Source organism: Microbacterium gallinarum, assembly GCF_014837165.1.
GTDB lineage: Bacteria > Actinomycetota > Actinomycetes > Actinomycetales > Microbacteriaceae > Microbacterium > Microbacterium gallinarum.
Genome location: NZ_JACSPM010000006.1, coordinates 126,492 through 148,254, shown reverse-complemented (window position 1 = coordinate 148,254; position 21,763 = coordinate 126,492). Strand labels below are relative to the sequence as shown.

Annotated in this window: 19 protein-coding genes and 1 tRNA gene; 11 read left to right on the top strand and 9 right to left on the bottom strand. The window is 68.2% G+C overall.

Features of this window, described 5'->3' with window-relative positions; translation table 11 throughout:
* The first annotated feature begins 32 nt into the window (after positions 1-32).
* The gene (locus H9622_RS14875; protein WP_191767199.1) at positions 33-443 is read left to right on the top strand and encodes a very short patch repair endonuclease; all 411 of its coding nucleotides are present in this window, start codon (positions 33-35) and stop codon (positions 441-443) included.
* A gap of 3 nt (positions 444-446) precedes the next feature.
* On the opposite strand, the gene H9622_RS16135 is transcribed toward H9622_RS14875, so the two are convergent.
* Complete coding sequence (locus H9622_RS16135; RefSeq protein WP_191767198.1) at positions 447-1,349, bottom strand: HNH endonuclease; 903 nt, start codon at positions 1,347-1,349, stop codon at positions 447-449.
* 161 nt (positions 1,350-1,510) lie between these two features.
* Between H9622_RS16135 and H9622_RS14865 the strand changes: the two genes are divergently transcribed.
* Both H9622_RS14865 and H9622_RS14860 read left to right on the top strand, forming a co-directional pair.
* Positions 1,511-4,291 (top strand): GmrSD restriction endonuclease domain-containing protein, encoded by a 2,781-nt coding sequence (locus H9622_RS14865; RefSeq protein WP_191767197.1) that lies wholly within the window; start codon positions 1,511-1,513, stop codon positions 4,289-4,291.
* A gap of 339 nt (positions 4,292-4,630) precedes the next feature.
* A complete protein-coding gene (locus tag H9622_RS14860; protein WP_191767196.1) occupies positions 4,631-5,761 on the top strand; it encodes a site-specific integrase in 1,131 nt (376 codons plus the stop codon).
* A 219-nt stretch (positions 5,762-5,980) separates the two neighbouring features.
* Here the strand turns inward: H9622_RS14860 and H9622_RS14855 are convergent.
* Positions 5,981-6,052 (bottom strand) — tRNA-Arg (locus tag H9622_RS14855).
* A gap of 61 nt (positions 6,053-6,113) precedes the next feature.
* Between H9622_RS14855 and H9622_RS14850 the strand changes: the two genes are divergently transcribed.
* A complete protein-coding gene (locus H9622_RS14850) occupies positions 6,114-6,923 on the top strand; it encodes an endo alpha-1,4 polygalactosaminidase (RefSeq protein ID WP_191767195.1) in 810 nt (269 codons plus the stop codon).
* A 64-nt stretch (positions 6,924-6,987) separates the two neighbouring features.
* Here the strand turns inward: H9622_RS14850 and H9622_RS14845 are convergent, their stop codons facing one another.
* Positions 6,988-7,269 carry a Fe-S cluster assembly protein HesB gene (locus H9622_RS14845; RefSeq protein ID WP_191767194.1) on the bottom strand — a complete coding sequence of 94 codons (282 nt, stop codon included), beginning with the start codon at positions 7,267-7,269 and terminating at the stop codon, positions 6,988-6,990.
* A gap of 376 nt (positions 7,270-7,645) precedes the next feature.
* On the opposite strand from H9622_RS14845, the gene H9622_RS14840 reads away from it, so the two are divergent.
* Positions 7,646-9,193, top strand: coding sequence for a Re/Si-specific NAD(P)(+) transhydrogenase subunit alpha (locus H9622_RS14840; protein ID WP_191767193.1), 1,548 nt, complete (start codon positions 7,646-7,648; stop codon positions 9,191-9,193).
* Positions 9,190-10,614, top strand: coding sequence for a Re/Si-specific NAD(P)(+) transhydrogenase subunit beta (pntB, locus tag H9622_RS14835; protein ID WP_191767192.1), 1,425 nt, complete (start codon positions 9,190-9,192; stop codon positions 10,612-10,614). Before H9622_RS14840 ends, pntB begins: the two co-directional genes overlap by 4 nt.
* A gap of 20 nt (positions 10,615-10,634) precedes the next feature.
* Here the strand turns inward: pntB and H9622_RS14830 are convergent, their stop codons facing one another.
* Both H9622_RS14830 and H9622_RS14825 read right to left on the bottom strand, forming a co-directional pair.
* Positions 10,635-10,991, bottom strand: a complete 357-nt coding sequence (locus H9622_RS14830; RefSeq protein ID WP_191767191.1) for a histone-like nucleoid-structuring protein Lsr2 — start codon at positions 10,989-10,991, stop codon at positions 10,635-10,637.
* A 132-nt stretch (positions 10,992-11,123) separates the two neighbouring features.
* Positions 11,124-12,005: a helix-turn-helix transcriptional regulator gene (locus H9622_RS14825; protein WP_318247141.1), complete on the bottom strand. Its 882-nt coding sequence runs from the start codon at positions 12,003-12,005 to the stop codon at positions 11,124-11,126.
* A 142-nt stretch (positions 12,006-12,147) separates the two neighbouring features.
* On the opposite strand from H9622_RS14825, the gene H9622_RS14820 reads away from it, so the two are divergent.
* Both H9622_RS14820 and H9622_RS14815 read left to right on the top strand, forming a co-directional pair.
* Positions 12,148-12,501, top strand: a complete 354-nt coding sequence (locus H9622_RS14820; RefSeq protein ID WP_191767190.1) for a DUF485 domain-containing protein — start codon at positions 12,148-12,150, stop codon at positions 12,499-12,501.
* Complete coding sequence (locus H9622_RS14815; protein WP_191767189.1) at positions 12,498-14,111, top strand: solute symporter family protein; 1,614 nt, start codon at positions 12,498-12,500, stop codon at positions 14,109-14,111. Before H9622_RS14820 ends, H9622_RS14815 begins: the two co-directional genes overlap by 4 nt.
* A 144-nt stretch (positions 14,112-14,255) precedes the next feature.
* On the opposite strand, the gene H9622_RS14810 is transcribed toward H9622_RS14815, so the two are convergent.
* Positions 14,256-14,828: a methylated-DNA--[protein]-cysteine S-methyltransferase gene (locus tag H9622_RS14810; RefSeq protein WP_191767188.1), complete on the bottom strand. Its 573-nt coding sequence runs from the start codon at positions 14,826-14,828 to the stop codon at positions 14,256-14,258.
* 172 nt (positions 14,829-15,000) lie between these two features.
* Here H9622_RS14810 and H9622_RS14805 point away from each other — a divergent pair, with 172 nt between their 5' ends.
* Together H9622_RS14805 and H9622_RS14800 are read left to right on the top strand one after the other, a co-directional pair.
* Positions 15,001-18,732: an AAA family ATPase gene (locus H9622_RS14805; protein ID WP_318247140.1), complete on the top strand. Its 3,732-nt coding sequence runs from the start codon at positions 15,001-15,003 to the stop codon at positions 18,730-18,732.
* Complete coding sequence (locus tag H9622_RS14800) at positions 18,719-18,910, top strand: hypothetical protein (protein ID WP_191767187.1); 192 nt, start codon at positions 18,719-18,721, stop codon at positions 18,908-18,910. Before H9622_RS14805 ends, H9622_RS14800 begins: the two co-directional genes overlap by 14 nt.
* A 470-nt stretch (positions 18,911-19,380) precedes the next feature.
* Here the strand turns inward: H9622_RS14800 and mscL are convergent, their stop codons facing one another.
* The 3 genes from mscL to H9622_RS14785 are packed head-to-tail and all read right to left on the bottom strand — an operon-like array spanning position 19,381 to position 20,751.
* Positions 19,381-19,794 (bottom strand): large conductance mechanosensitive channel protein MscL, encoded by a 414-nt coding sequence (mscL, locus tag H9622_RS14795; protein WP_191767186.1) that lies wholly within the window; start codon positions 19,792-19,794, stop codon positions 19,381-19,383.
* Positions 19,795-19,827: 33 nt separating this feature from the next.
* Complete coding sequence (locus H9622_RS14790) at positions 19,828-20,139, bottom strand: FmdB family zinc ribbon protein (protein ID WP_191767185.1); 312 nt, start codon at positions 20,137-20,139, stop codon at positions 19,828-19,830.
* Positions 20,140-20,154: 15 nt separating this feature from the next.
* Positions 20,155-20,751, bottom strand: coding sequence for a 5-formyltetrahydrofolate cyclo-ligase (locus tag H9622_RS14785; RefSeq protein WP_191767184.1), 597 nt, complete (start codon positions 20,749-20,751; stop codon positions 20,155-20,157).
* Between the two features lie 115 nt (positions 20,752-20,866).
* On the opposite strand from H9622_RS14785, the gene galU reads away from it, so the two are divergent.
* The gene (galU, locus tag H9622_RS14780) at positions 20,867-21,754 is read left to right on the top strand and encodes a UTP--glucose-1-phosphate uridylyltransferase GalU (protein WP_191767183.1); all 888 of its coding nucleotides are present in this window, start codon (positions 20,867-20,869) and stop codon (positions 21,752-21,754) included.
* Positions 21,755-21,763: the final 9 nt, after the last annotated feature.

The window sequence follows — 21,763 nt, the reverse complement described above, 5'->3', positions numbered from 1 at the left end:
AGGCGATCATGAATCCGAGCAGTGTGTGACCTATGGCCGAGTCGTGGGCAACATCAGAGGGCACGAGAAAATCGATGCTTGCAAACAAGCGTCGTGACACGTCAACCGAATTGGCAGTGCGCCGGGAGTTGCACTCGCGCGGCCTTCGCTACCGAGTCGACTTCGCGCCGGTGCCGGGCATTCGACGCCGGGCCGACATCACCTTCACCCGAGCGCGAGTCGCGGTGTTCATCGATGGATGCTTCTGGCACGGTTGTCCGTTGCATGGGACTTCTCCGAGGCAGAACGCCGATTACTGGGGCCCGAAGCTCGCGGCGAACATCGAGCGCGACCGCGACACGGATCGGCATCTCGAAGACGCCGGGTGGCGCGTCATGCGCTTCTGGGAGCATCAAGCGCCCAGGGAGACTGCGGATCAGATCGAGGCGGCTGTGCGGGGCTAAGCGTTAGTTCCTAGACGTGCGTCGTGGCCGCATCGCGGAGTGGACATGCTTGAAGTCGAGCTTCCATAGCCATTCGAGCGACTCAGTGCTCGGATGCGCGCGAAGCAACGAGAGGTCGCGCCGCCGGACGCCGATGCTGTCGAGGTCCACTCCAGAACGAGCGATGACGCTGCCTTCCTTCGGGTTGACGCGCCACAGCCCTGCGTCCATCGCGAGATGGTGATTTGCGCAGAGCACAAGTCCGTTCTGTGGATCGTCGGTTCCTTTCGCAAACTTCGGGCGCAGGTGGGCGGACGCGAGGAGAGGACGAGCATTGATGTCGCAGACCGCGCAACACGGCCCATACCGCTCCATAACTTCGAATGCGAACCGACGCTCATTTGCCCGCGAAGCGAGGCGCCTCGCGAGCCACTCCGGAGCCGATTCGTGCGCGAGCATTGGGCGCAAAGGCCCGAGGATCGGCTGAGGCACGAAAACGAGGAGGAACTCGTGCGCCTCATCGTTGCACGCTTCGACATAGGCGAGGCGCACCTCCCGCGTGGGGGCGTCTTTGTGCCCGCTGACGACGAAGATCGGCAGACCGAGGCGCATCGCGGTGCGGGTTGCCTCGATTTCGAGTTCGTCGTGCCCCCTGCGCTCGGTATCAGGGAACTTGTAGATCAGGCCGGTGTCACTGAGACGGTCCGCGTAGCTCGACCCGTCGTGCCGGACTCCAATCGTGATGCCGGAGGGGACCGCGGTCGAGGCTGTGCGTTGCTTGTCGACCCAAACCCCGCGGAACCCGCTGTAGATGCCCAGCGATCGGATCGTGGACGCCGGCGCGGAGGTATTCGGGTGCGCCTCCAATAAGCTGCGCCATCTGGACGCTCGCCACAGCAGTTGCTGCTCAAACGTGCTTGTCGACACGAATTCCCCGTTCCCCGGCGCCCACGGCCGATGATAGGGCCTCTTCGACTCTCAGGGCGGCGCGGGTGGTCCACGACCGGGGCAGAAGCGGTGCGCCTGCAAGTAACTCAGACGGCGCCGTCGCTAGGCTCACAAGCGGAACAACCCAAGCGCGAGGAAACATGCACGTACAAGAGATCCGACTTCAGCAGGTCCTCGAAGGCGCGAAGCAATACCGCGTGCCGTTGTACCAACGGACGTACTCCTGGAGCCTCAAGCAGCTCGGCCGATTGTGGAGTGACGTCGTGGATCTGTCTGATGCGCGCGTCGATGATCCTCGCGCCACCCACTTCACCGGCTCTCTCGTTCTTTCCACAGGCGGCGTGGGCCCGGGCGGCTCGGAGTTCCTGGTCGTCGACGGTCAGCAGCGTCTCACGACGCTCTCGGTTCTGATCGCGGCGATCCGTGACCACATCGCGAAGACCGAGCCGGATGCTCCTCAAAAGGTGGCTCGCCTCCACGAGACGTATCTCACCGACCGCTTCAAGCACGGCGACGATCGGTTGAAGCTCCTCCCGACTCAGGCGGATCGAACGGCGTTCAGGGCACTCGTCGACAACGCGGTTCTCGATGGAATGCACTCCGGCGTCATCGACGCCTATCGCTTCTTCCGAACGCGGCTCGTCGAGGCCGATGACCCCGAGGACCCACACGACATCGACCGCATCGCATCGGCGGTTCTCGACGGACTCGTGTTCGTCGCCATCACGGCCGGCCATGACGATAACGTCTACAGGATTTTCGAGTCGCTCAATAACACGGGGATGAAGCTCACCCAGGGCGACCTGCTCCGCAACTACATCTTCATGCGACTCGGTTCGCGCGGTGAGGACGTGTACGCATCCGTGTGGCTCCCGATGCAAACACTGCTCACCTCCGCCGATCTTGAGGCGCTGTTTTGGATGGACATCACTTGGTCGACGCCTGAGGCGAAGCAGGGTGACATCTATTCGCTGCAGGAGGCCCGTCTCTCTCGCTTGACCGATGCGGAAGTAGAGGCCGAGGTTCGGCGGTACGCCAGGCTAGCCGAACTCCTGACGCAGATCCGTGACCCCGAACGGTGTCGAGAGTCCGCACTACGCGAGCGGCTCGAGCGCCTGAAAGAGTGGGGTTCGATCGCCGCCGACCCGCTAGTCCTCTACATTCTGAGCCTTCAGGATTCCGGGCTCTCCGAAGAGGGGGAAGCTGCTAAGGCCCTGGCGGTTCTCGAGTCGTACTTCGTGCGGCGACTGCTGGTCAATGCGCCGACGAGCGCCCTTTCTCGCATCCTTCTCCGCGCTCCTGGCGAAATGGACTCCGCCGACATCTCAAGTTCGCTGCTTCGCTACTTGTCCACCGGCCGCAAGTTCTATGCCACTGACCGTCAGGTCGCGGACGCCATCATCGCGAAGCCCTTCTACTATTCGGGTCGGCCCACGCAACGGAAGACTCTGCTGACGTGGCTGGAGAGGATCCATGCCGGCAAGGAACCTGCGTCGCTCGCTTCTGCGACGATCGAGCACGTGATGCCCCAGACGCTGACCGACGCGTGGCGCGAAAGCCTCTCGCTCGACCTCGGGGAGTTCGCGACGGTCGACGACCTGCACGAGGCTTATCTTCATACCCTTGCCAACCTGACGCTGACCGGATACAACTCCGAGCTGAGCAACGCACCATTCGCGGCCAAACGAGTGCTTCTCGCCGAAAGCAACATCGCGCTGAATAAGCCGATCGCGGCAGCGGAAACCTGGGGTCGGCAGCAGATCCTCGGTCGCGGAGCTGCGCTGGCCGAGACCGTGCGGACCACGTGGGTCGCACCGCTCGCCGAGACTGATGTTGTGGAGTCCGGCGTGGCTTGGAAGCTCGCAACCGAGGTGATTGAGTCCATCCCCGAAGGACGCTGGACGACATATGGCAATGTCGCAACTATCGCCGGCACCCATCCGGTTCCACTCGGTGTGTTCCTCGGGAAGAACATCGTCTCGAACGCGTGGCGCGTCCTGCAAGCGGCAGGAACCATTTCGCCCGGCTTCCGATGGTCGCCGGGCAGTCCGAACGAGGGTCGCGACCCGAAGGACGTTTTGATCGAGGAAGGGATCGAGTTCGGCGCCGACGGACGAGCTGATGTTCAGTGCAAGCTAGAAGTCGCAGACCTCGCCGGTCTCCTGGGCGTCGAGATCGAGGCGAGTTCTACCGACGGCGAATTCGATGATTCCGATGAGCGAGAGAACGCATATCTGGCCCAGATGGCGGGAAGGTACACTCCGGCGACGATCCACGGGGTTATCGAAGTACTGCGAGCTTGGCGGGGCTTCGGCGGATACGTCACCTTCGGCACTTCGACCGACATCGGCGCGTTCCTTCACGTGCGGGAACCTGGATCGGCGTCTCACATCTGGCCGTTGGTCATCTACAGCTACGGCAGCGTCGAGGTCGTGTTTCAATGGCTGGCGAGTCGGCCACCGTTCGACGACATTCGCATGCGCGAGGAGTTCCGACGTCGCCTCAACCGGGCGCGAGGAGTCGCGATCGAGGACTCGAAGCTGAAAGTGCGGCCGACGTTCTCGGTCGATGTCCTCGCTGACGTCGCGGACCGTCAGAGGGTCATCGACGCACTCGAGTGGTTCATGGAGGTGATGGGCGAACATGATCGTCTCGTCCAGACCGAACCCTCCGGCGAACACGGCACGATCCACTTCACGCTGGACAATGAACATCGCGAACTTTCGCGAGAGATGGTGGTCGAGCGCCTTCAAGGGCACACTCCGGGGAATGTCCTGGCGTATTGGGTCGAGGTGGAGGGCATCCGCTGGCCCGTCAAGCAGGCATTCGGGATCGCGCTCGGTATCGAACCGAAGCAGTTCCAGTCCTGGGACGCGCGACGGCGACTCGAAACTCTCGGATTCGAGATCGGTCGCAGCTGAGTCGAGAACCTTACATCGCGGGGGTAGCGCCGTCTCATACCCATCCTTGCTCCGACAATCAGCCGCCCCAGCGATCGGGCGCGGCGCAGTGCTCGTCGTCGAACGGCTGCTAAGCGGAGCGCGCCAGCGCGGAGTCTGCAAGGAGTGAGCGGCGAGAACGGAGACGCGACCGATCGCTACACTCTCGGCGTCGGAGGGAGGCGCCCCTCGACCCCAACGCCAGTTGACGGCGTCTTCCGTCAACTATCCACATCGGTCATCGGCGGCGTTGACGGCGTCCAACCAGTGTCCGACACTAGGCCGATACTGACCATCGAGCCGGAGTGAGCGGAGGTCGAGATGGGCACCATCACGCCGTACGAAACGGCCAAGGGCCGCCGCTACCGCGTGCGCTACCGCAAGCCTGATCGCACCGAAGGGCAGAAGCGCGGCTTCACGACGATGCGCGAGGCGAAGCTCTACCTGTCCATGGTCACCGTGTCCAAGTCGAAGGGCGAGTACATCGATCCCGTGGCGTCGCGAGTGCCGGTGCGGATGTTCGCCGACAGCTGGCTGCGGTCGAAGCAGCCGCCGATGTCGAAGCCTTCGTACTACATGACGCTTGAGCGGGCGTGGAAGAACCACGTCGCTCCAGTCTGGGCAGACAGGGAGATCTGGTCGATCCGGCGGTCTGAAGTTCAGGACTGGGTGTCGGAGCTCGCGACGGAGAAGTCGCGCACGGTCGTCCTCCGCGCCCTGGGAGTCCTCGCAGGCATCCTCGATGTCGCCATCGATGATCGTCGCCTTGCGAACAATCCGGCGCGACACATCCGCAATCTCCCTCGGAGCGGACCAGGCAAGCGTCGCGTCTACCTCTCGCATGACCAGGTGGCGACGCTGGCGGCATGCTCGGCGCGTCCGACGATGGTCCTGACCTTGGCCTACACCGGTCTGCGCTGGGGCGAGGCGACGGGGCTGCGGGTGCGCAGCGTGAACCGACTGCGTCGGCGCTTCGTCATCGAGGAGAACGCGGTGATGATCGCGTACGAGATCCACGTCGGCACGCCCAAGACGCACGAGAAGCGCTCGGTGCCCTACCCCGAGCGCCTCGCTCCGATGATCGAGCAGGCCTGCGCCGGCAAAGGTCCCGAAGGGCTGCTGTTCGGCGACGGCGTCAACCACATGCGCAACTCAGGCGCACAGGGATGGTTCGCGAACGCGGTCCGCCGCGCGCAGGCTGTGGACCCATCGATCCCGCGGCTGACGCCTCACGACCTCCGCCACACCGCCGCGTCGCTCGCGATCAGCTCCGGCGCCAACGTGAAGGCCGTGCAGCGGATGCTGGGGCACGCGTCGGCGGCCATGACGCTCGACACCTACGCCGACCTCTTCGACGACGATCTGGATGCCGTCGCATCGCGCCTCAACGAGGGCATGCCGCTCGTGGCGCTGCCGGCGGGTCCGCAGACCCGCTACGCCCGACCGACGTAACGCCGGAGAGCAGACTGCTCAACTTTTCGACGAGGCTCAGGACGCCAGAAATGCTCGATTTCGTCGTTCTGAGGCATCGAACGACGCTCCGTGAAGGGCGTCGAATCTGCGTCGGTTTCGGCTCATAGCATTCTCAAATGCGGCCAAAAAGCGGCCAAAAACGCATTCTGAGTGGTCTGACCTCAGAAGAACAACCTGGTCAGAGGCAAAAAGAGGCGGTGCCCCTGGAGGGACTCGAACCCCCAACCGTTTCCTTAGGACGGAACTGCTCTTCCATTGAGCTACAGAGGCTGGCCACGAAAGTCTACCCTCGCCGCCGACCGCGCCCGGGAGGTGGGGTAGCGTCGCACCGGTGAGAGCACCCAGGGGCGCGGCATCCGCTCTCCTCGTTGTCATCGCCGCCGCGACCCTCGCCGGCTGCACGACGAATCCACCGACCGAGATCGCCCTTCCTCCTGCCGGTGCAGCTCCCGACTACCAGCTCGGCGGCGCCTACCCCCCGCCGGCCGGCGTCACGGTCGTCGTGCGCGATCGCACCGACCCTCCCGCCGAGGGCGTGTACTCGATCTGCTACGTCAACGCGTTCCAGACGCAGCCGGGCGAGCTCGCGGACTGGCCCGACGAGCTGCTCCTCAGAGACGCCGACGGTGACACCGTCTTCGACCCGGGGTGGCCCGACGAGGCGCTGCTGGACGCGGCATCCGATCACAAACGCGAAGCGATCGCCGAGGTCGTGCGGCCGTTGATCGAGGGATGCGCGGCCGCAGGCTACGACGCGGTCGAGTTCGACAACCTCGACACCTACGCCCGCAGCGGTGGTGCGCTCACGTTCGACGACAACCTCGCGCTCGCCGGAGTGCTCGTCGCGATCGCGCACGACGCTGGACTCGCGGCTGGCCAGAAGAACGCAGCCGAAGACGCGGCCGCACTGCGCAATGGAGCGGGCTTCGACTTCGCCATCGCCGAGGAATGCGCCGCCTTCGACGAGTGCGACGCCTACACCGACGTCTATGGCGATCTCGTGATCGCCGTCGAGTACTCCGACGCCGGCGAGTTCCGCGAAGCGTGTGAAGACGAGCGGATGCCGCCCTCAGCCGTGCTGCGCGACCGCGAACTCGTCCCGCCCGGGGATCCGGGCTACGTGTTCGAGCTCTGCCGCTGACATCCCCGGAACGGCAGCGGCCCCGACGCCGAAGCGCCGGGGCCGCTGAAAAGCCGAGGGGAACTCAGTCCTGGAGGCCGAGCGCGAAGCGCACCGAGCCGTCCTCCGACAGTTCCGCATCGAGCACGCGGTCGTCGAGCGCCGTTGCGGCGGTCTCGTCGAGGAACACTCGCGCGCCGTCGGTGACGACCACCGTATCGAGCGGCTGCGGATCGCCCGCGACGCTCAGCTCGAACCCGGTGTCGTTGCCCGCGTCGCGGATGCGCACGCCTCCGTCTTCGACCTGCGGAACCCGTGCGACGATCTGCTTGACTGCCTCAGCGGCGGTCTGGGTCATCGTGAGCATGATGTTCTTCCTTCCGTAGCGGACTGCGGACCGGCCACGATTCCGAGAATCGGCGCGAGGGGCAAGGTGAGAGCGGCATTTGGAGGGGAATGCCAGGTTCGGGATGCTGCGGCGTCGGGGCTCCGCGGCGGTTCGGGGGGTTTCGATACGGCGCTTCGCGCCTACTCTACCGGCGGGTGGGATGACGGGAGCGGGGTGGGGTGTTGGTTCGGGGGGTTTCGATACGGCGCTTCGCGCCTACTCAACCGGCGGGGGCAGGGTTTCGCGATCCGCAAAGATCGGGGATTCTTGCCGCGGCGCGGGGTGTAATGCGAGGCTGATCGTCCCTGGCCTCTGCCAGGGTGGACGCGAACCAGCACCTGATCCAGAGGAACGCATGACCCGCATCGGCATCGTCGCCGAGGCCCCCGGTGAGAACCGGGTGGCCGCGACTCCCACCACCGTCCCCAAACTCATCGCACTCGGCTACGACGTCGTCGTCGAATCCGGCGCAGGCGCGGCATCCTCGTTCCCCGACGCGGCGTACCAAGAGTCCGGGGCATCCGTCGTCGACAGCACTGAAGCCTGGGCGAGCCCGATCATCCTCAAGGTCAACGCGCCGACGCCGGCCGAGATCGACCGCCTCGCCGACGGAGCGACCATCGTCGCGACCCTGAGCCCGGCGCTGCGCCCCGATCTCGTCGAGGCACTGGCCACACGCGGCATCACGGCGATCGCGCTCGACGCCGTGCCGCGTATCTCGCGCGCGCAGTCGATGGACGTGCTCAGCTCGATGGCCAACATCTCCGGCTACCGCGCCGTGGTCGAGGCGGCGCACGAGTTCGGCCGCTTCTTCACCGGCCAGGTCACGGCGGCGGGCAAAGTGCCGCCGGCCAAGGTGCTCGTCGCGGGCGCCGGCGTCGCCGGTCTCGCCGCGATCGGCGCAGCGTCGAGCCTCGGCGCGATCGTGCGCGCGACCGACCCGCGGCCGGAGGTCGCCGACCAGGTCGCGTCGATCGGCGGAGAGTACCTCGAGGTCGTCGTGCCCGACGAGCAGAAGGAGGTTTCGTCCGACGGCTACGCCAAGGCCACCAGTGACGCTTACAACCGTCGCGCTGCCGAGCTGTACTCCGAGCAGGCCGCCGACGTCGACATCATCATCACCACGGCGCTCATCCCGGGCCGCGCGGCGCCGCGCCTCATCACGGCGGCCGACGTCGCGAGCATGCGCCCGGGCAGCGTCATCGTCGACATGGCGGCCGGCCAGGGCGGCAACGTGGAGGGCTCGGTCGCGGGGGAGCGGGTCGTAACCGACAACGGCGTCGTCATCCTCGGCTACACCGACCTTCCGGGGCGCCTGCCGCAGCAGGCATCCCAGCTCTTCGCCACCAACCTGGTGAACCTGCTCAAGCTGCTCACTCCCGGCAAGGACGGCGAGCTCAACCTCGACTTCGACGACGTCGTGCAGCGCACGGTCACGGTCGTGCAGGACGGCGCGGTCACCTGGCCGCCGCCGCCTGTGCAGGTCTCGGCCGCGCCCGCGAAGGCCGCAGCCGCACCGTCCGCACCGGTCCTCGAGAAGAAGACCATGTCGCGCGGCACGAAGACCGGGCTCGTCGTCGCGGGCATCGCGGCGCTCTTCGCCATCTGCGCGTTCGCGCCACCACCCCTACCGCAGCACTTCCTCGTGCTCACGCTCGCGGTCGTGGTCGGCTTCTACGTCATCGGCCACGTCGCCCACGCGCTGCACACGCCCCTCATGAGCGTGACGAATGCCATCTCGGGCATCATCGTCGTCGGCGCCATGGTGCAGATCACCGTGCCCGACCTGACGGTGCAGATCCTGGCCGCGGTCGCCGTGCTGCTGGCATCCATCAACATCTTCGGCGGCTTCGCCGTCACGCGGCGCATGCTCGCGATGTTCCAGAAAGGTGAGACCCGATGATCGCCGTCGCGGGCCAGGTGGCCGGCGCCGCCTACATCGTCGCCGCACTCCTTTTCATCCTGAGCCTCGCCGGGCTCAGCAAGCACGAGACGAGCCGCCGCGGCGTCACCTACGGCATCGTCGGCATGACGATCGCGCTGCTTGCGACAGTGTGGCTGGTGGCCGCCGACGCGTGGGCCGACCCGGCGGCGACCCTCGGACTCGTGCTGCTGGTCGCGGCTGTTCTCATCGGCGGTGCGATCGGTCTGTGGCGCGCGCGCATCGTCGAGATGACCGGGATGCCGGAGCTCATCGCCCTGCTCCACTCCTTCGTCGGTCTCGCCGCAGTGCTCGTCGGCTGGAACGGCGCACTGTACGACACCGGCCTCGAAGGTACGCTCGCCGACATCCACCACGCCGAGGTCTTCATCGGCGTCTTCATCGGCGGCGTGACCTTCACCGGCTCGATCGTCGCGTTCCTCAAGCTGTCGGCGCGCATCTCGTCCAAGCCGCTCATGCTGCCGGGCAAGAACGCGCTCAACCTCGGCGCCCTTGCCCTCTTCCTCGTGCTGACGGTCTGGTACGTGATCACGCCCGAGCTGTGGCTGCTCGTCACGGTGACCGCTCTCGCCCTGGCTCTCGGCTGGCACTTGGTCGCCTCGATCGGCGGCGGCGACATGCCCGTCGTCGTCTCGATGCTCAACAGCTACTCGGGCTGGGCGGCCGCCGCGGCGGGATTCCTGCTCAACAACGACCTGCTCATCGTCACCGGCGCGCTCGTCGGCTCGTCGGGTGCGTACCTGAGCTACATCATGTGCAAGGCGATGAACCGCTCGTTCCTCTCCGTCATCGCCGGCGGCTTCGGCATCGAGGCACCCAGTGGGCCCGAGGCGGAGTACGGCGATCACCGCGAGGTCGACGCCGAGACCGCGGCCGACATGCTGACCAGCGCATCGTCGGTCGTCATCACCCCCGGCTACGGCATGGCCGTCGCACAGGCGCAGCACGGGGTCGCTGACCTCGTGCAGCGATTGCGCGACCGGGGGATCGACGTGCGGTTCGGCATCCACCCCGTCGCCGGCCGTCTGCCGGGGCACATGAACGTGCTGCTGGCCGAGGCCAAGGTGCCCTACGACATCGTGCTCGAGATGGACGAGATCAACGACGACCTCGCGCGCACCGACGTCGTGCTCGTCATCGGCGCGAACGACACCGTCAACCCCGCCGCGGCCGAAGACCCGGGCAGCCCGATCGCCGGCATGCCGGTGCTGCGCGTGTGGGAGGCATCGAACGTGATCGTGTTCAAGCGATCCATGGCGTCGGGATACGCGGGCGTGCAGAACCCGCTGTTCTACCGCGAGAACGCGCAGATGCTGTTCGGCGACGCGAAGGACAAGGTCGACGAGATCCTCGGGCTGCTTTCACGCGCGCCCGCGTCGTGACGTCTGCGAGGCGGCGTGCGTCAGTGCGCCGCCTCGTAGGCTTCGAGAACGGATGCCGGCACCCGGCCCCGCTCCGACACCTGGTGGCCGTTCTTCTTCGCCCACTCGCGGATGGCGCCGTAGTCCTGCTGACCGGTGCGGCGCCGCTTGCGCGCGGCGCCTCCGCCGCTGCCGGCACCGCCGCGCGATGAGCCGACGCTGCGTCCGGCGGCGACGTAGGGGGCGAGCGCGTCGCGGAGCGCCGCGGCGTTGCCCTCGGTGAGGTCGATCTCGTAGGCGACGCCGTCGAGAGAGAACAGGACGGTCTCACCCTCTCCGACTTCGAGGACGGAGCCGTCGAGGTCGTCGACGAGCTGATGCACAATTCTGCGAGCCATGAATGGCACTTTACGCGCGTCCATTCCCCTTTCGCACCCGAATTGTGGAGCTGGGGAAATCGGATACCCTACGGAATTCGGGTCGATCTTTCCGAATTCCGCCCCGACTCGGGCATTTTCGCGGGGTTCGCGCTACGGCAGGAGGCCGGCGCGGCGGGCCTTGGCGACCGCGGCGTGGCGGGTCGAGGCATCCAATTTCGCCATTGCCGACTGAAGATACGACTTGACCGTTCCCTCGCGCAGGGAAAGGGTCGCAGCGATCTCGGAATTCGTCGCGCCGAGTGCGGCGCACGCCAGCACGTCGATTTCACGCGGCGAAAGGCGCACGTCGAGTTCGAGCGCCGGCTCTTTCTCGGACTGCGACAATGCCGCGAGGCGCTGCTCGAGCCGCGCGAGCCGATCGCGCAGCGCGGGGTCGTCGACGCCGGCCGCGATGCTGCGCAGTTCCGCATAGGTCTGGCGCAGCTCTTCTCGGGCGGCGGGAGCGAGAACGGATGCCGCGGCCGGCGCGGCCGGGGGAGCCAGAGCCAGCCGGCGGTCGACCTCTTCGCGGATGCGCAGCTCACTGGAGAGCTCCTCGGCGACCGCGAACGCGGGACGCGCCGCGACGTCGCCGACAGGGGCGGACGACCACGAGCCGCAGTAGATGACGCCGCGCGCCCGCGCGCCGACGAGCACCGGGATCGCGATCAGCGTCGAGATGCCCTCGCCCAGCACGGCGCGGTCGTAGTCGTGCGTGATGCTGCGCGACGAGCGGTAGTCGAGGGCGAGCCGGGGGCGCTTCTCGACGAGGGCGCGTCCGCCGAGTCCGCGGGATGCCTGCACCACGAGTCCCTCGAGGCTGCGCGTGCGAGCGCCGGCGATCGAGGTGACGTGGATCGCGTCGCCGCGTTCGAGGCCGCCGAAGGCGACGGGGAAGTGGGTTCGACGCACCAGGTCGTTCACCGCGCGGGCGAGCAGCTGCGTGTCACCGTCGTTGCGGTTCGACTTCTCGCCTGCGGGGGAGCCGCTCACGCGGTACCTACTTCCGGGGGTGACGGCGTCCTCGCCGCTTTTCGTAGCGTCGACCCTACCACCCGGGTTGAGCGCTCGTCCCGCCGCCCGGAGACCCCCACCCGGCGCGAAGAAGCGCCCGTTCATGAGGCAAGGAGGCCACATGTCCGATGCTCGGACAGACACCGCCCCACCCGGCGGAATCGACTACATCGAGGTCGAGGAGTCGCCCCGGTTCACAGAGCTCAAGCGCAAGCAGCGCGGCTTCGTGTTCCCGATGGCGGTCGCATTCCTCGTCTGGTACTTCGCGTACGTGCTCCTCTCGTCGTTCGCGCCGGAGTTCATGGCGCAGCGCGTGTGGGGCGACATCACCGTGGGCCTGATCTTCGGCCTCGGCCAGTTCGTGACGACGTTCGCCATCACGATGACGTACGTCTGGTACGCCAACCGCAAGCTCGACCCCATCGCTGAGGAGATCCGCGAGGAGCTCGAGGCACGTCAGGAGGCCTCCGTATGAACGATGTCTTCGCTGCGATCTCGGCCGCCGTCGACACGGTCGAGAACAACCCCATCCTGAACATCTCGATCTTCGGGGCGTTCGTGGCGGTGACCCTGTTCATCGTCATCCGCGCGAGCCGCAACAACAAGACGGCGGCCGACTACTACGCCGCCGGGCGCTCGTTCACCGGCCCGCAGAACGGCTTCGCCATCTCGGGCGACTACCTGTCGGCGGCATCCTTCCTCGGAATCTGCGGGGCCATCGCCATCAACGGCTACGACGGATTCCTCTACTCCATCGGCTTCCTCGTCGCATGGCTTGTGGCGCTGCTGCTCGTGGCCGAGCTCATGCGCAACACGGGCAAGTTCACGATGGCCGACGTGCTGTCGTTCCGGCTGAAGGAGCGTCCGGTGCGCATGGCCGCGGCCATCACGACGCTGGCGGTGTGCTTCTTCTATCTGCTGGCGCAGATGGCCGGCGCGGGCGGTCTGGTCTCGCTGCTGCTCGGCATCACCGAGACGCTCGGGCAGTCGATCGTCGTCGCCGTGGTCGGCGTGCTGATGATCGTGTACGTGCTCATCGGCGGCATGAAGGGCACGACCTGGGTGCAGATCGTGAAGGCGTTCCTGCTCATCGGCGGCGCGCTCGTCATGACGATCTGGGTGCTGGCGATCAACGGCTTCAGCCTCAACACGCTGCTCGAGAGCGCGGTGGCGGCGTCGCCGCAGGGAGAGGCGGTCCTCGGACCCGGCCTGCAGTACGGCGCGAACCCGTGGGACTTCATCTCGCTGGCGATCGCCCTGGTGCTCGGCACCGCGGGTCTGCCGCACGTGCTGATGCGCTTCTACACGGTGCCGACGGCCAAGGAGGCGCGTCGGTCGGTGGTGTGGGCGATCTGGCTGATCGGCCTCTTCTACCTGCTGACGCTCGTGCTCGGCTACGGTGCCGGCGCCATGGTCGGCCCGGAGGTCATCGCGGCGGCGCCGGGTGGCGTCAACTCGGCTGCACCGCTCCTCGCGCTCGAACTCGGCGGGCCCCTCCTGCTCGGTTTCATCTCGGCGGTCGCGTTCGCGACGATCCTCGCGGTCGTCGCCGGACTCACGATCACCGCCGCGGCCTCATTCGCGCACGACATCTACGCGAACGTCGTGAAGAAGGGCGACGTGCCGCCGGACGGCGAGGTCAAGGTCGCCCGCCGCACGGTCATCGTGATCGGCATCCTCGCGATCATCGGCGGCATCGGCGTGCAGGGGCAGAATGTGGCGTTCCTTGTCGCGCTCGCCTTCGCAGTTGCGGCGTCGGCGAACCTGCCGACGATCCTGTACTCGCTCTTCTGGCGCAAGTTCACCACGCGCGGGGCGGTGTGGAGCATGTACGGCGGTCTGGCCGCCGCGATCATCCTCATCTTCCTGTCGCCGGTGTTCTGGGGTACGGAGACGAGCGTGTTCAAGGTGGGCACGGCGATCTGGCCGCTCAACAACCCGGGCATCGTCTCGATCCCGCTCGGGTTCTTCCTGGGCTGGCTGGGATCGGTGACCTCGACCAGGGCCGAGGACCGGCGCAAGGCGGCCGAGATGGAAGTGCGGTCGCTCACCGGCTTCGGTGCCGAGAAGGCGACCAACCACTAGCCGCGAGTCACCGCAGTGAATCGGCACGGCCCGGGCGGGAACGCCCGGGCCGTGTTTCGCGCGGACGGGGAACGTCTGCGCGGATGCGCCGCGGGCGGCCTACACGCCCGCGGGGCGTTCGGGGACCTCCACGCGTGCGGGGCCCTACACGCCCGCGGGGCGTTCGGGGACCTCCACGCCCGCGGGGCGCTCGAGGTCGATGAGGTACTTCTTCACGTCGGGCCGGCCGCCGTACTCGCCGAGCGAGCCGTCGGCGCGCACCACGCGGTGCACCGGCACCACGATCGAGAACGGCGTCGTCGCGCACGCGGTGCCGACGGCACGCGCCGCGCGCGGGCTGCCCGCCGCGATCGCGACCTCGCCGTAGCCGGCGGTCTCGCCGTAGGGGATCTCGCGCACGGCCTCGAGCGCATCACGCGTGAAACCCCGCACCAGGCGCCAGTCGAGCTCGAGGTCGAACGACCGGCGATCGCCGTCGAAGTACTCGTCGAGCTGCGTGATCGCCGCATCGAGCAGGGCGCTCGTCGCGGCATCCGTCCCCTCGTCGTCATCGGGCAACGGCACCGCCCGGAGGGCGAGGGACACCCACTCGAGCTCGGCACCGAGCGGACCGTCGAAGGGGTGGAGCGTCACGATGCCCTCGTCGGTGGTGACGATGAGGATGTCGCCCACGGGGGAGGGATGGACGCGGAAGCGAGGCGAGTCCGGGGAGGTCATGGGACCATCCTGGCCCCGACCCTCCCCACACCCACCCGGACGACCGCGGACTGTGCACGCCGAGCCCCGGAGCGAGCGTGGGGAGGAAGGGCTGATGACCCGGCGTGTCCAATACCGCGAAACTCGGCTCCGTTGCAAGTGGCATCCGGACACGCCGCTTAGTGTGGCTTGCGTGTGGCGAGCAGAAGGCAGCGTCGTGGCCGGCGCAGAGGACGCCGTGCCCGGGAGCGTCGTGACGCCGGGCGATCTCGGCCTCGCCGAGCCCGATGTGGTCGTGGCGCACATCGCCGACCCCGACCGCGAGCGCCTGCGCGTGCAGTCCGCCGACCTCGGCGGGCGCTCCACGCTGCTGCACTTCACCGACGCCGGCGACTCGTCCATCGAGATCACCAAGGCTCACCCGGGCAGCCTTCCGCAGTTCATCACCGGCCGCTCGACGCTGCTCTCGAACCTCTTCCGCGACGAGGTCGCGCTGCGCAACGCGCGGCTCGCCGCCGAGCGAATCACAGCCAAGAACACCGAGCTGCGCACCACGCGCGGGCTCGAGCCGGTGCATCTCGCGGTCGGGCTCGCGAACTGGCGCATCGGCGGCATGGAGTGCTCGGCCCCGATCCTGCTGCGTCCGCTGGCGATCCGGCGCCACCACTCCGACTTCGAGCTCAAGCTCCACGGCTCGTTCAGCGTCAACCCCGAACTCGTCCGCGCGATGCTCACGCACTTCGGCATCGAGCTCGACGGCGCAGGGCTCGCCGCTCTCGCCTATGACGGCGGCGTCTTCAAGCCGCAGCCGGTCATCGACCACCTGCGTGCCCTCACGTCGTGGATCGAGTCCTACGTCGTCAAGCCGCGCCTGCTGGTGTCGAGCTTCGCCGATGTCGGCGACGCGATGGCGCGGGATGCCGCAGACCTCGACCACCCCGTACTGAATGCGCTCGCTGGCCATCCCGCCGACCGCGAGGCGATCACACTGCGTCGCGTCGCGCCGGAGCCGACCAGCCCCGACGAGCGCCCGCCCGCCGCCGACACGCTGCTGCTCGACGCCGACTCCGAGCAGGAGCGCGTCCTCGCGCGGATCACCGCAGGCCAGTCGCTCGCGGTGCACACGCTGCCCGGCACCGGCGGCACGCAGACCGTCATCAACGCCGTGGGCGCCCTCGTGCGCGACGGCAAGCGCGTGCTCGTCGTGAGTGCGCGCAGCTCGACGCTCGACGGCATCCGTCACCGTCTTGCGGGCATCGGCCTGCCCGGACTCGCCGTCTCGCCGCGCACGCTCCAGCGCGACCTCATCCGCGCCATCGGCCGGAACGAGAAGGCCGAGGCGCCGAAGATCGCCGACATCGACGACGCGCTCGTGAGGCTGCGCGGCGTGCTGCGCGACTATCGCGGAGCCGTGACGGCGCAGCATCCGTCGCTCGGTGTCTCTGTTCTAGAGATCCTGCGTGCGCTCGCGACCCTCGCCGCACACGATCCGGCCCCCTCGACCGCGGCGCGCTTCGACGCCCTCACGCTCGAGCGGCTGGCCGACGGACGCGCCGAGGCCGCCGAGAAGCTCGCCGCCGCCGCGCGGCTGGGGGAGTTCCGCTTCGGACCCGACGACTCGCCCTGGTACGGCGTCTCGTTCGCCAAGCCCGAGCACGCCCGCGCCGCGCACGCGCTCGCCGGCAAGCTGCACCGCAGCGACGTGCCGAGCCTGCTCGAGCGCGGGTACGAGCTGATCGCGCAGACGCGCATGCGGCCGTTCCAGACGATCGCCGAACTGGGCGCGTACCTGCGGCTGCTGCAGGGCATCCGCGACTCGCTCGACCGCTTCAGCCTCACCGTCTTCGAACGCCCGCTGGGCGAGCTCATCCAGGCGCACGCACCGCGCCGCGACGCCCCGAACATGAGCGGCCCGAACCGCCGCCGGCTCAAGCGCCTGTCGCGCGAGTACGTGCGCCCGGGCGTGCACGTGCCCGACATGTACGAGGCGCTCGTGCGCATCCAGCAGCAGCGCACCGAGTGGCAGCGCTTCGTCGATGCGGGCGTGATCCCCGAGGTGCCGCTCGGCCTGGCCGACGTGCACGTCGCGTGGGCGCGCGTCGAAGCCGAGCTCGCCGAGCTCGACGACGTGCTCGGACGCACCGGCGCCGACAAGCTCGCGACGCTTCCCGTGAAGCACCTCGTGCGCACCCTCGCCGGCCTCGCCGCCGACTCCGATGTGTTCGACAACCTCAAGGAGCGCGCGACCCTGCGCACCGACCTCGCCCGCCTCGGGCTCGAGCCGCTGCTCACCGAGCTCTCGGTGCGCCACGTGCCCGAGTCGCAGGTCGCCGACGAGCTCGAGTACGCATGGTGGCAGTCGGCGCTCGAGATGCTGCTGCGCACCGACCGCGCGGTCCTCGGCGCGAACACCGCCGTGGTCGACCGCCTGGAGCGCGACTTCCGGCTCGTCGACGAGGCGCATGCCGCGGCATCCGGCCCTCTTCTCGCCGCTCAGCTGGCCACGCAGTGGCGCATCGGCATCGTCGACCATTCCGGCGAGGCGACGGCGCTCAAGACCGCGCTGAAGAACGGCGGAGTCACCGCGGCCGACCTCGTACACGCCGCCCCGCACCTGTCGCGCGTGCTGGCGCCGGTCTGGCTGTCTTCTCCGTACGACGTGCCCGAGATTCCGGCGTCGCCCGAGTTCGATGTGGTGATCATCGCGGATGCCGCGGCCCTGTGCATCGCCGAAGCCGCTCCCGCTCTGCGGCGCGGCCGGCAGGTCGTCGTGTTCGGCGATCCGGTGACGCAGAAGCCCACGCCGTTCCGCGTCGCCGCCGGCGCACCTCTGGAAGAGGAGCCGGCCGACGGGGCCGAGCCGTTCGACTCGACCAGCGTGTTCGAGCGCCTGGCCGAGCTGCTTCCGGTCGAGACCCTGACCCGCAGCTATCGGGCCGGTGGCGAGGACCTCGCCGAGCTGGTGAACGACGCCTTCTACGGCGGCGAGCTGGTGTCGCTGCCCTGGGCCGGCTCGTACCTCGGCCGCGGAAGCCTCGGCGTCGACTACGTCGAGGGCGGCACCGGAGCGCCCGACCCGATCACCGGCGCGGTCGAGAGCCCCGACGCCGAGGTCAACCGCGTCGTGACGCTCGTCGTCGAGCACGCCGTCAACCGCGGCACCGAATCGCTCATGGTCGTGACGGCCAGCGTGCGGCACGCGGAGCGCATCCGCGCCGCGGTCGAGCGGGCCTTCTCGGGACGCTCCGACGTCGCCGACTTCGTCTCGCGTGACACCGCCGAGCCGTTCGCGGTGCTGACGCTCGAGGAGTCGGTCGCCGAGAGCCGCGACCGCGTGATCTTCTCGCTCGGCTTCGGCCTGACCAAGCACGGCCGCGTGCTGAGCGACTTCGGCGACCTCTCGACGCCCGACGGCGAGCGACTGCTGACGGTCGGGATGACGCGTGCCCGGCGCTCGATGGTGATCGTGTCGTCGATCCGCCCGTCGGCGTTCGACGACGGGCGGCTCGAGCACGGCGCCGCGACGCTCATGTCGATCCTCGGCGGGATCGCCGCGAAGGCGCGCGAGGCCCGCCTCGAAGACCTGGCCGATCCGCTGACGCGCGCGCTCGCCCGCGAGCTGCGCCGCGTCGGCCTGTCGGTGGACGTGCACTACCGCGGGCTGCTGCCGCTGGTCGCGCAGTACGACGGCAAGGCGGTCGTGGTCGAAAGCGACCCCGAGACGACCGGCGAGTCGCTGCGCGAGTCGCTCCGGCTGCGCCCGCAGATCCTCCGCCGGCTCGGCTGGCACTACGTGCGCGTGCACTCGTTCGACCTCTACAGCGACCCCGCGGGCGTCGCCCAGCGGATCGCCGCGATGCTCGGCGTTCCGCCCGAGGCGCCACGCGTCGAGGCCGACACACAGCCGATCGATGTCACCGACTGACCGCCAGCGCGTCGAGCGGGTACCCGGCTCGCGCCGCGTGAAGCTGACGCCCGCGCCCGGAACCGACGCCGAGCCGGTGGTGGGGGATGAGGACCCGGATGCCGGTGGCGCGGCCGACGCGGGTGCCTCGGGGTCGAACGACGAGCGCCTGAAGCGCGACGTCCCCCCGCACTATTGAGGCCGGGGCGCGTGCGGGCGCGCGGCGGCGGGCCCCCACCGGTTGCGCGGGTGTCGGCGCCCCCGCCGGTTGAGTAGGCGCGAAGCGCCGTATCGAAACCCCCTGCACCGCCGGTTGAGTAGGCGCGAAGCGCCGTATCGAAACCCCCGCACCGCCGGGCGACTTCGCCCCCGCCGGTTGCGCGGGTGTCGGCGCCCCCCGCCGGTTGAGTAGGCGCGAAGCGCCGTATCGAAACCCCCTGCACCGCCGGTTGAGTAGGCGCGAGTCGCCGTATCGAAACCCCTGCACCTGCGAGGCGGCGGCTCCTCGCTCGACCGCGCCGAACTGCGCTACACGAATCGGTGCGAGAGCACTTCGGCGCGGTCGAACGTGAGACCCACGAACTCGACCGCGCCGAACTGCGTTACACGGATGCGTGCGAGAGCACCTCGGCGCGGTCGAACGGGGCAGCGCGAGACGAGGCCGCTCCGCTATGCCTTGGGCTGCGCCGACAGGAGGTCCCGGATCTGCACCAGGAGCTCCTGCTCGGTGGGAAGCTCGGCGGCTTCCTCCTCCGAGATGCCGGCACGAGCGGCGGCGCGCTCCTTCCACTTGTTCATCGGGTAGACGAACACGAAGTACACGACGACCGCGACCGCGAGGAAGTTGATGATCGCGCCGATGATCGCTCCGAACGCGAAGAACACCGGGTCACCGTTGAGGTTGGTCGCCGTCCAGCCGACGGCATCCAAACTGCTCGCGTTGAACACGAGCGCGATGAGCGGGTTGATGAGGCCGGCGACGATCGCATTCACGATCAGCGTGAACGCCGCGCCGATGACGACCGCGACCGCCAGGTCGATGACGTTTCCGCGGAGGATGAACTCCTTGAAGCCCTTGATCATGTGATGCTCCTCACTGTCTCCGGCTTCCGCCGGTCACGACCCGGTCGAGGCGGGGGAGGCTTTCGCCTCCGACTTCGATGATGTCGAAGACGGCGAAGACCCGCCACTCGCAGACGAAGAGGACGATGAAGAGGCCGGGGCCGCGGCATCCGTCCCCTTCTTCTCTCCTGCGCGGGAATCGGTGCGGTAGAAGCCGGACCCGTTGAAGGTCACGCCGATCGACCCGTACTCCTTGCGCAGCGGACCGCCGCACTCGGGGCACTCCGTGAGGGCGGGATCGGCGAAGGACTGGACCGCGTCGAAGCGGTGTCCGCACTGCTTGCAGGCGTAGGCGTAGGTGGGCATTTCTCTCTCGGTCGTTCAGCGCCGGGCGGGCGCGAGGACGATGGTCTGCGTCGGTGTCACGACGCCGCTGACGGGCTGGTCGTGGAGGTCGCTCGGAACCTCGTCGAGCACCTCGGAGTCGAAGACCACGGCGTACACGGGCGGGCAGCGCTCCATCGACCCGATCGTCTTGTCGAAGTAGCCGCGGCCCCAGCCCAGGCGCATGCCGGTGCGGTCGACGGCGGCGGCGGGGATCACGAGCAGGTCGACGTCGTTGACGGCGATCGGTCCGAGCAGCTCGCCGACGGGCTCGGGGAGTCCGAACATGCCCTCGGCGATGTCGAGGTCGGGCGTCGCGACCGACCAGTCGAGCAGGCCGTCCGTGCGCGTGACGGGAAGGAGGACCCGGATGCCGCGTGCCACGGCCCCGGCGACGAACTCACGCGTGCCCGGCTCGGTCGTGGTCGAGAGGAAGCACGAGATCGACGTCGCGCCGTGGGTGGCGATCAGCGCATCGAGCTGCTCCGTGATGCCGGCGGCCGCGACCTCGCGGGCCTGCGGGGTCAACAGCTGCCGACGCTCCCGCAACTCTGCTCGGAGCGCGCGCTTCGCATCGGCGATGGCGTCGGACATGCCCTCGATTCTAGGCGTCGCCGGGTGTGCCGTTCGCCGCCTCGATGCATATAGCGGCCGATCATCGGGTGTCAACGCGCGGGGAGCTCGAACCTGAGGACCCTAGAATGCTCGCATGCCCCACACTTCCATCAAGGCTGTCATTCCTGCGGCCGGACTCGGCACGCGCTTCCTCCCCGCAACCAAGGCGATGCCCAAGGAGATGCTGCCGGTCGTCGACAAGCCGGCCATCCAGTACGTCGTGGAGGAGGCGGTGCAGGCGGGGATCGACGACATCCTCGTCATCATCGGCCGAAACAAGAACGCGATCTCGAACCACTTCGACTCGGTGCCCGAACTCGAAGAGAAGCTGAAGGACAAGGGCGACACCGATCGCCTGCACCGTGTGCTCGAGTCGAGCGACCTCGCCGACATCCACTTCGTCCGTCAGGGCGAGCCCAAGGGTCTCGGCCACGCGGTGCTGCGTGCCAAGGCGCACGTGGGCGACTCGTCGTTCGCCGTGATGCTCGGTGACGACCTCATCGACGAGCGCGACGAGCTGCTCACCACGATGATCGCCGAGCACGAGCGCCGCGGCGCGACCGTCATCGCCCTCATGGAGGTCGACCCCGAGCACATCCACATGTACGGCGCCGCCGCCGTCGAGGAGACCGACACCGAGGGCATCGTCCGGGTGACCGGTCTGGTCGAGAAGCCGCAGAAGGAGGACGCGCCGTCCAACCTCGCGATCATCGGCCGGTACGTCCTGAGCCCCGACGTGTTCGAGATCCTCGAGCGCACCGAGCCGGGCAAGGGAGGCGAGATCCAGCTCACCGACGCGCTGCAGGAGCTCGCCGCCGACGAGAACGGCCCCGGCGTGTACGGCGTGGTCTTCCGGGGTCGCCGGTACGACACCGGCGATAGGGTGGACTACATCAAAGCCATCGTGCAGCTCGCCGCCGATCGTGACGATCTCGGACCCGATCTGCGTCCCTGGTTCAAGGAGTTCGCGGCGAAGCTCTAGCGCCGCCCG

What these genes read in the sequence shown, in the direction of transcription:
- H9622_RS14875 (WP_191767199.1), top strand. Translation starts at nt 33, where the DNA reads ATGGCCGAGTCGTGGGCAACATCAGAGGGCACGAGAAAATCGATGCTT.
- H9622_RS14865 (WP_191767197.1), top strand. Translation starts at nt 1,511, where the DNA reads ATGCACGTACAAGAGATCCGACTTCAGCAGGTCCTCGAAGGCGCGAAG.
- H9622_RS14860 (WP_191767196.1), top strand. Translation starts at nt 4,631, where the DNA reads ATGGGCACCATCACGCCGTACGAAACGGCCAAGGGCCGCCGCTACCGC.
- H9622_RS14845 (WP_191767194.1), bottom strand. Translation starts at nt 7,269, where the DNA reads ATGCTCACGATGACCCAGACCGCCGCTGAGGCAGTCAAGCAGATCGTC.
- H9622_RS14840 (WP_191767193.1), top strand. Translation starts at nt 7,646, where the DNA reads ATGACCCGCATCGGCATCGTCGCCGAGGCCCCCGGTGAGAACCGGGTG.
- pntB (WP_191767192.1), top strand. Translation starts at nt 9,190, where the DNA reads ATGATCGCCGTCGCGGGCCAGGTGGCCGGCGCCGCCTACATCGTCGCC.
- H9622_RS14830 (WP_191767191.1), bottom strand. Translation starts at nt 10,991, where the DNA reads ATGGCTCGCAGAATTGTGCATCAGCTCGTCGACGACCTCGACGGCTCC.
- H9622_RS14820 (WP_191767190.1), top strand. Translation starts at nt 12,148, where the DNA reads ATGTCCGATGCTCGGACAGACACCGCCCCACCCGGCGGAATCGACTAC.
- H9622_RS14815 (WP_191767189.1), top strand. Translation starts at nt 12,498, where the DNA reads ATGAACGATGTCTTCGCTGCGATCTCGGCCGCCGTCGACACGGTCGAG.
- H9622_RS14810 (WP_191767188.1), bottom strand. Translation starts at nt 14,828, where the DNA reads ATGACCTCCCCGGACTCGCCTCGCTTCCGCGTCCATCCCTCCCCCGTG.
- H9622_RS14800 (WP_191767187.1), top strand. Translation starts at nt 18,719, where the DNA reads ATGTCACCGACTGACCGCCAGCGCGTCGAGCGGGTACCCGGCTCGCGC.
- mscL (WP_191767186.1), bottom strand. Translation starts at nt 19,794, where the DNA reads ATGATCAAGGGCTTCAAGGAGTTCATCCTCCGCGGAAACGTCATCGAC.
- H9622_RS14790 (WP_191767185.1), bottom strand. Translation starts at nt 20,139, where the DNA reads ATGCCCACCTACGCCTACGCCTGCAAGCAGTGCGGACACCGCTTCGAC.
- H9622_RS14785 (WP_191767184.1), bottom strand. Translation starts at nt 20,751, where the DNA reads ATGTCCGACGCCATCGCCGATGCGAAGCGCGCGCTCCGAGCAGAGTTG.
- galU (WP_191767183.1), top strand. Translation starts at nt 20,867, where the DNA reads ATGCCCCACACTTCCATCAAGGCTGTCATTCCTGCGGCCGGACTCGGC.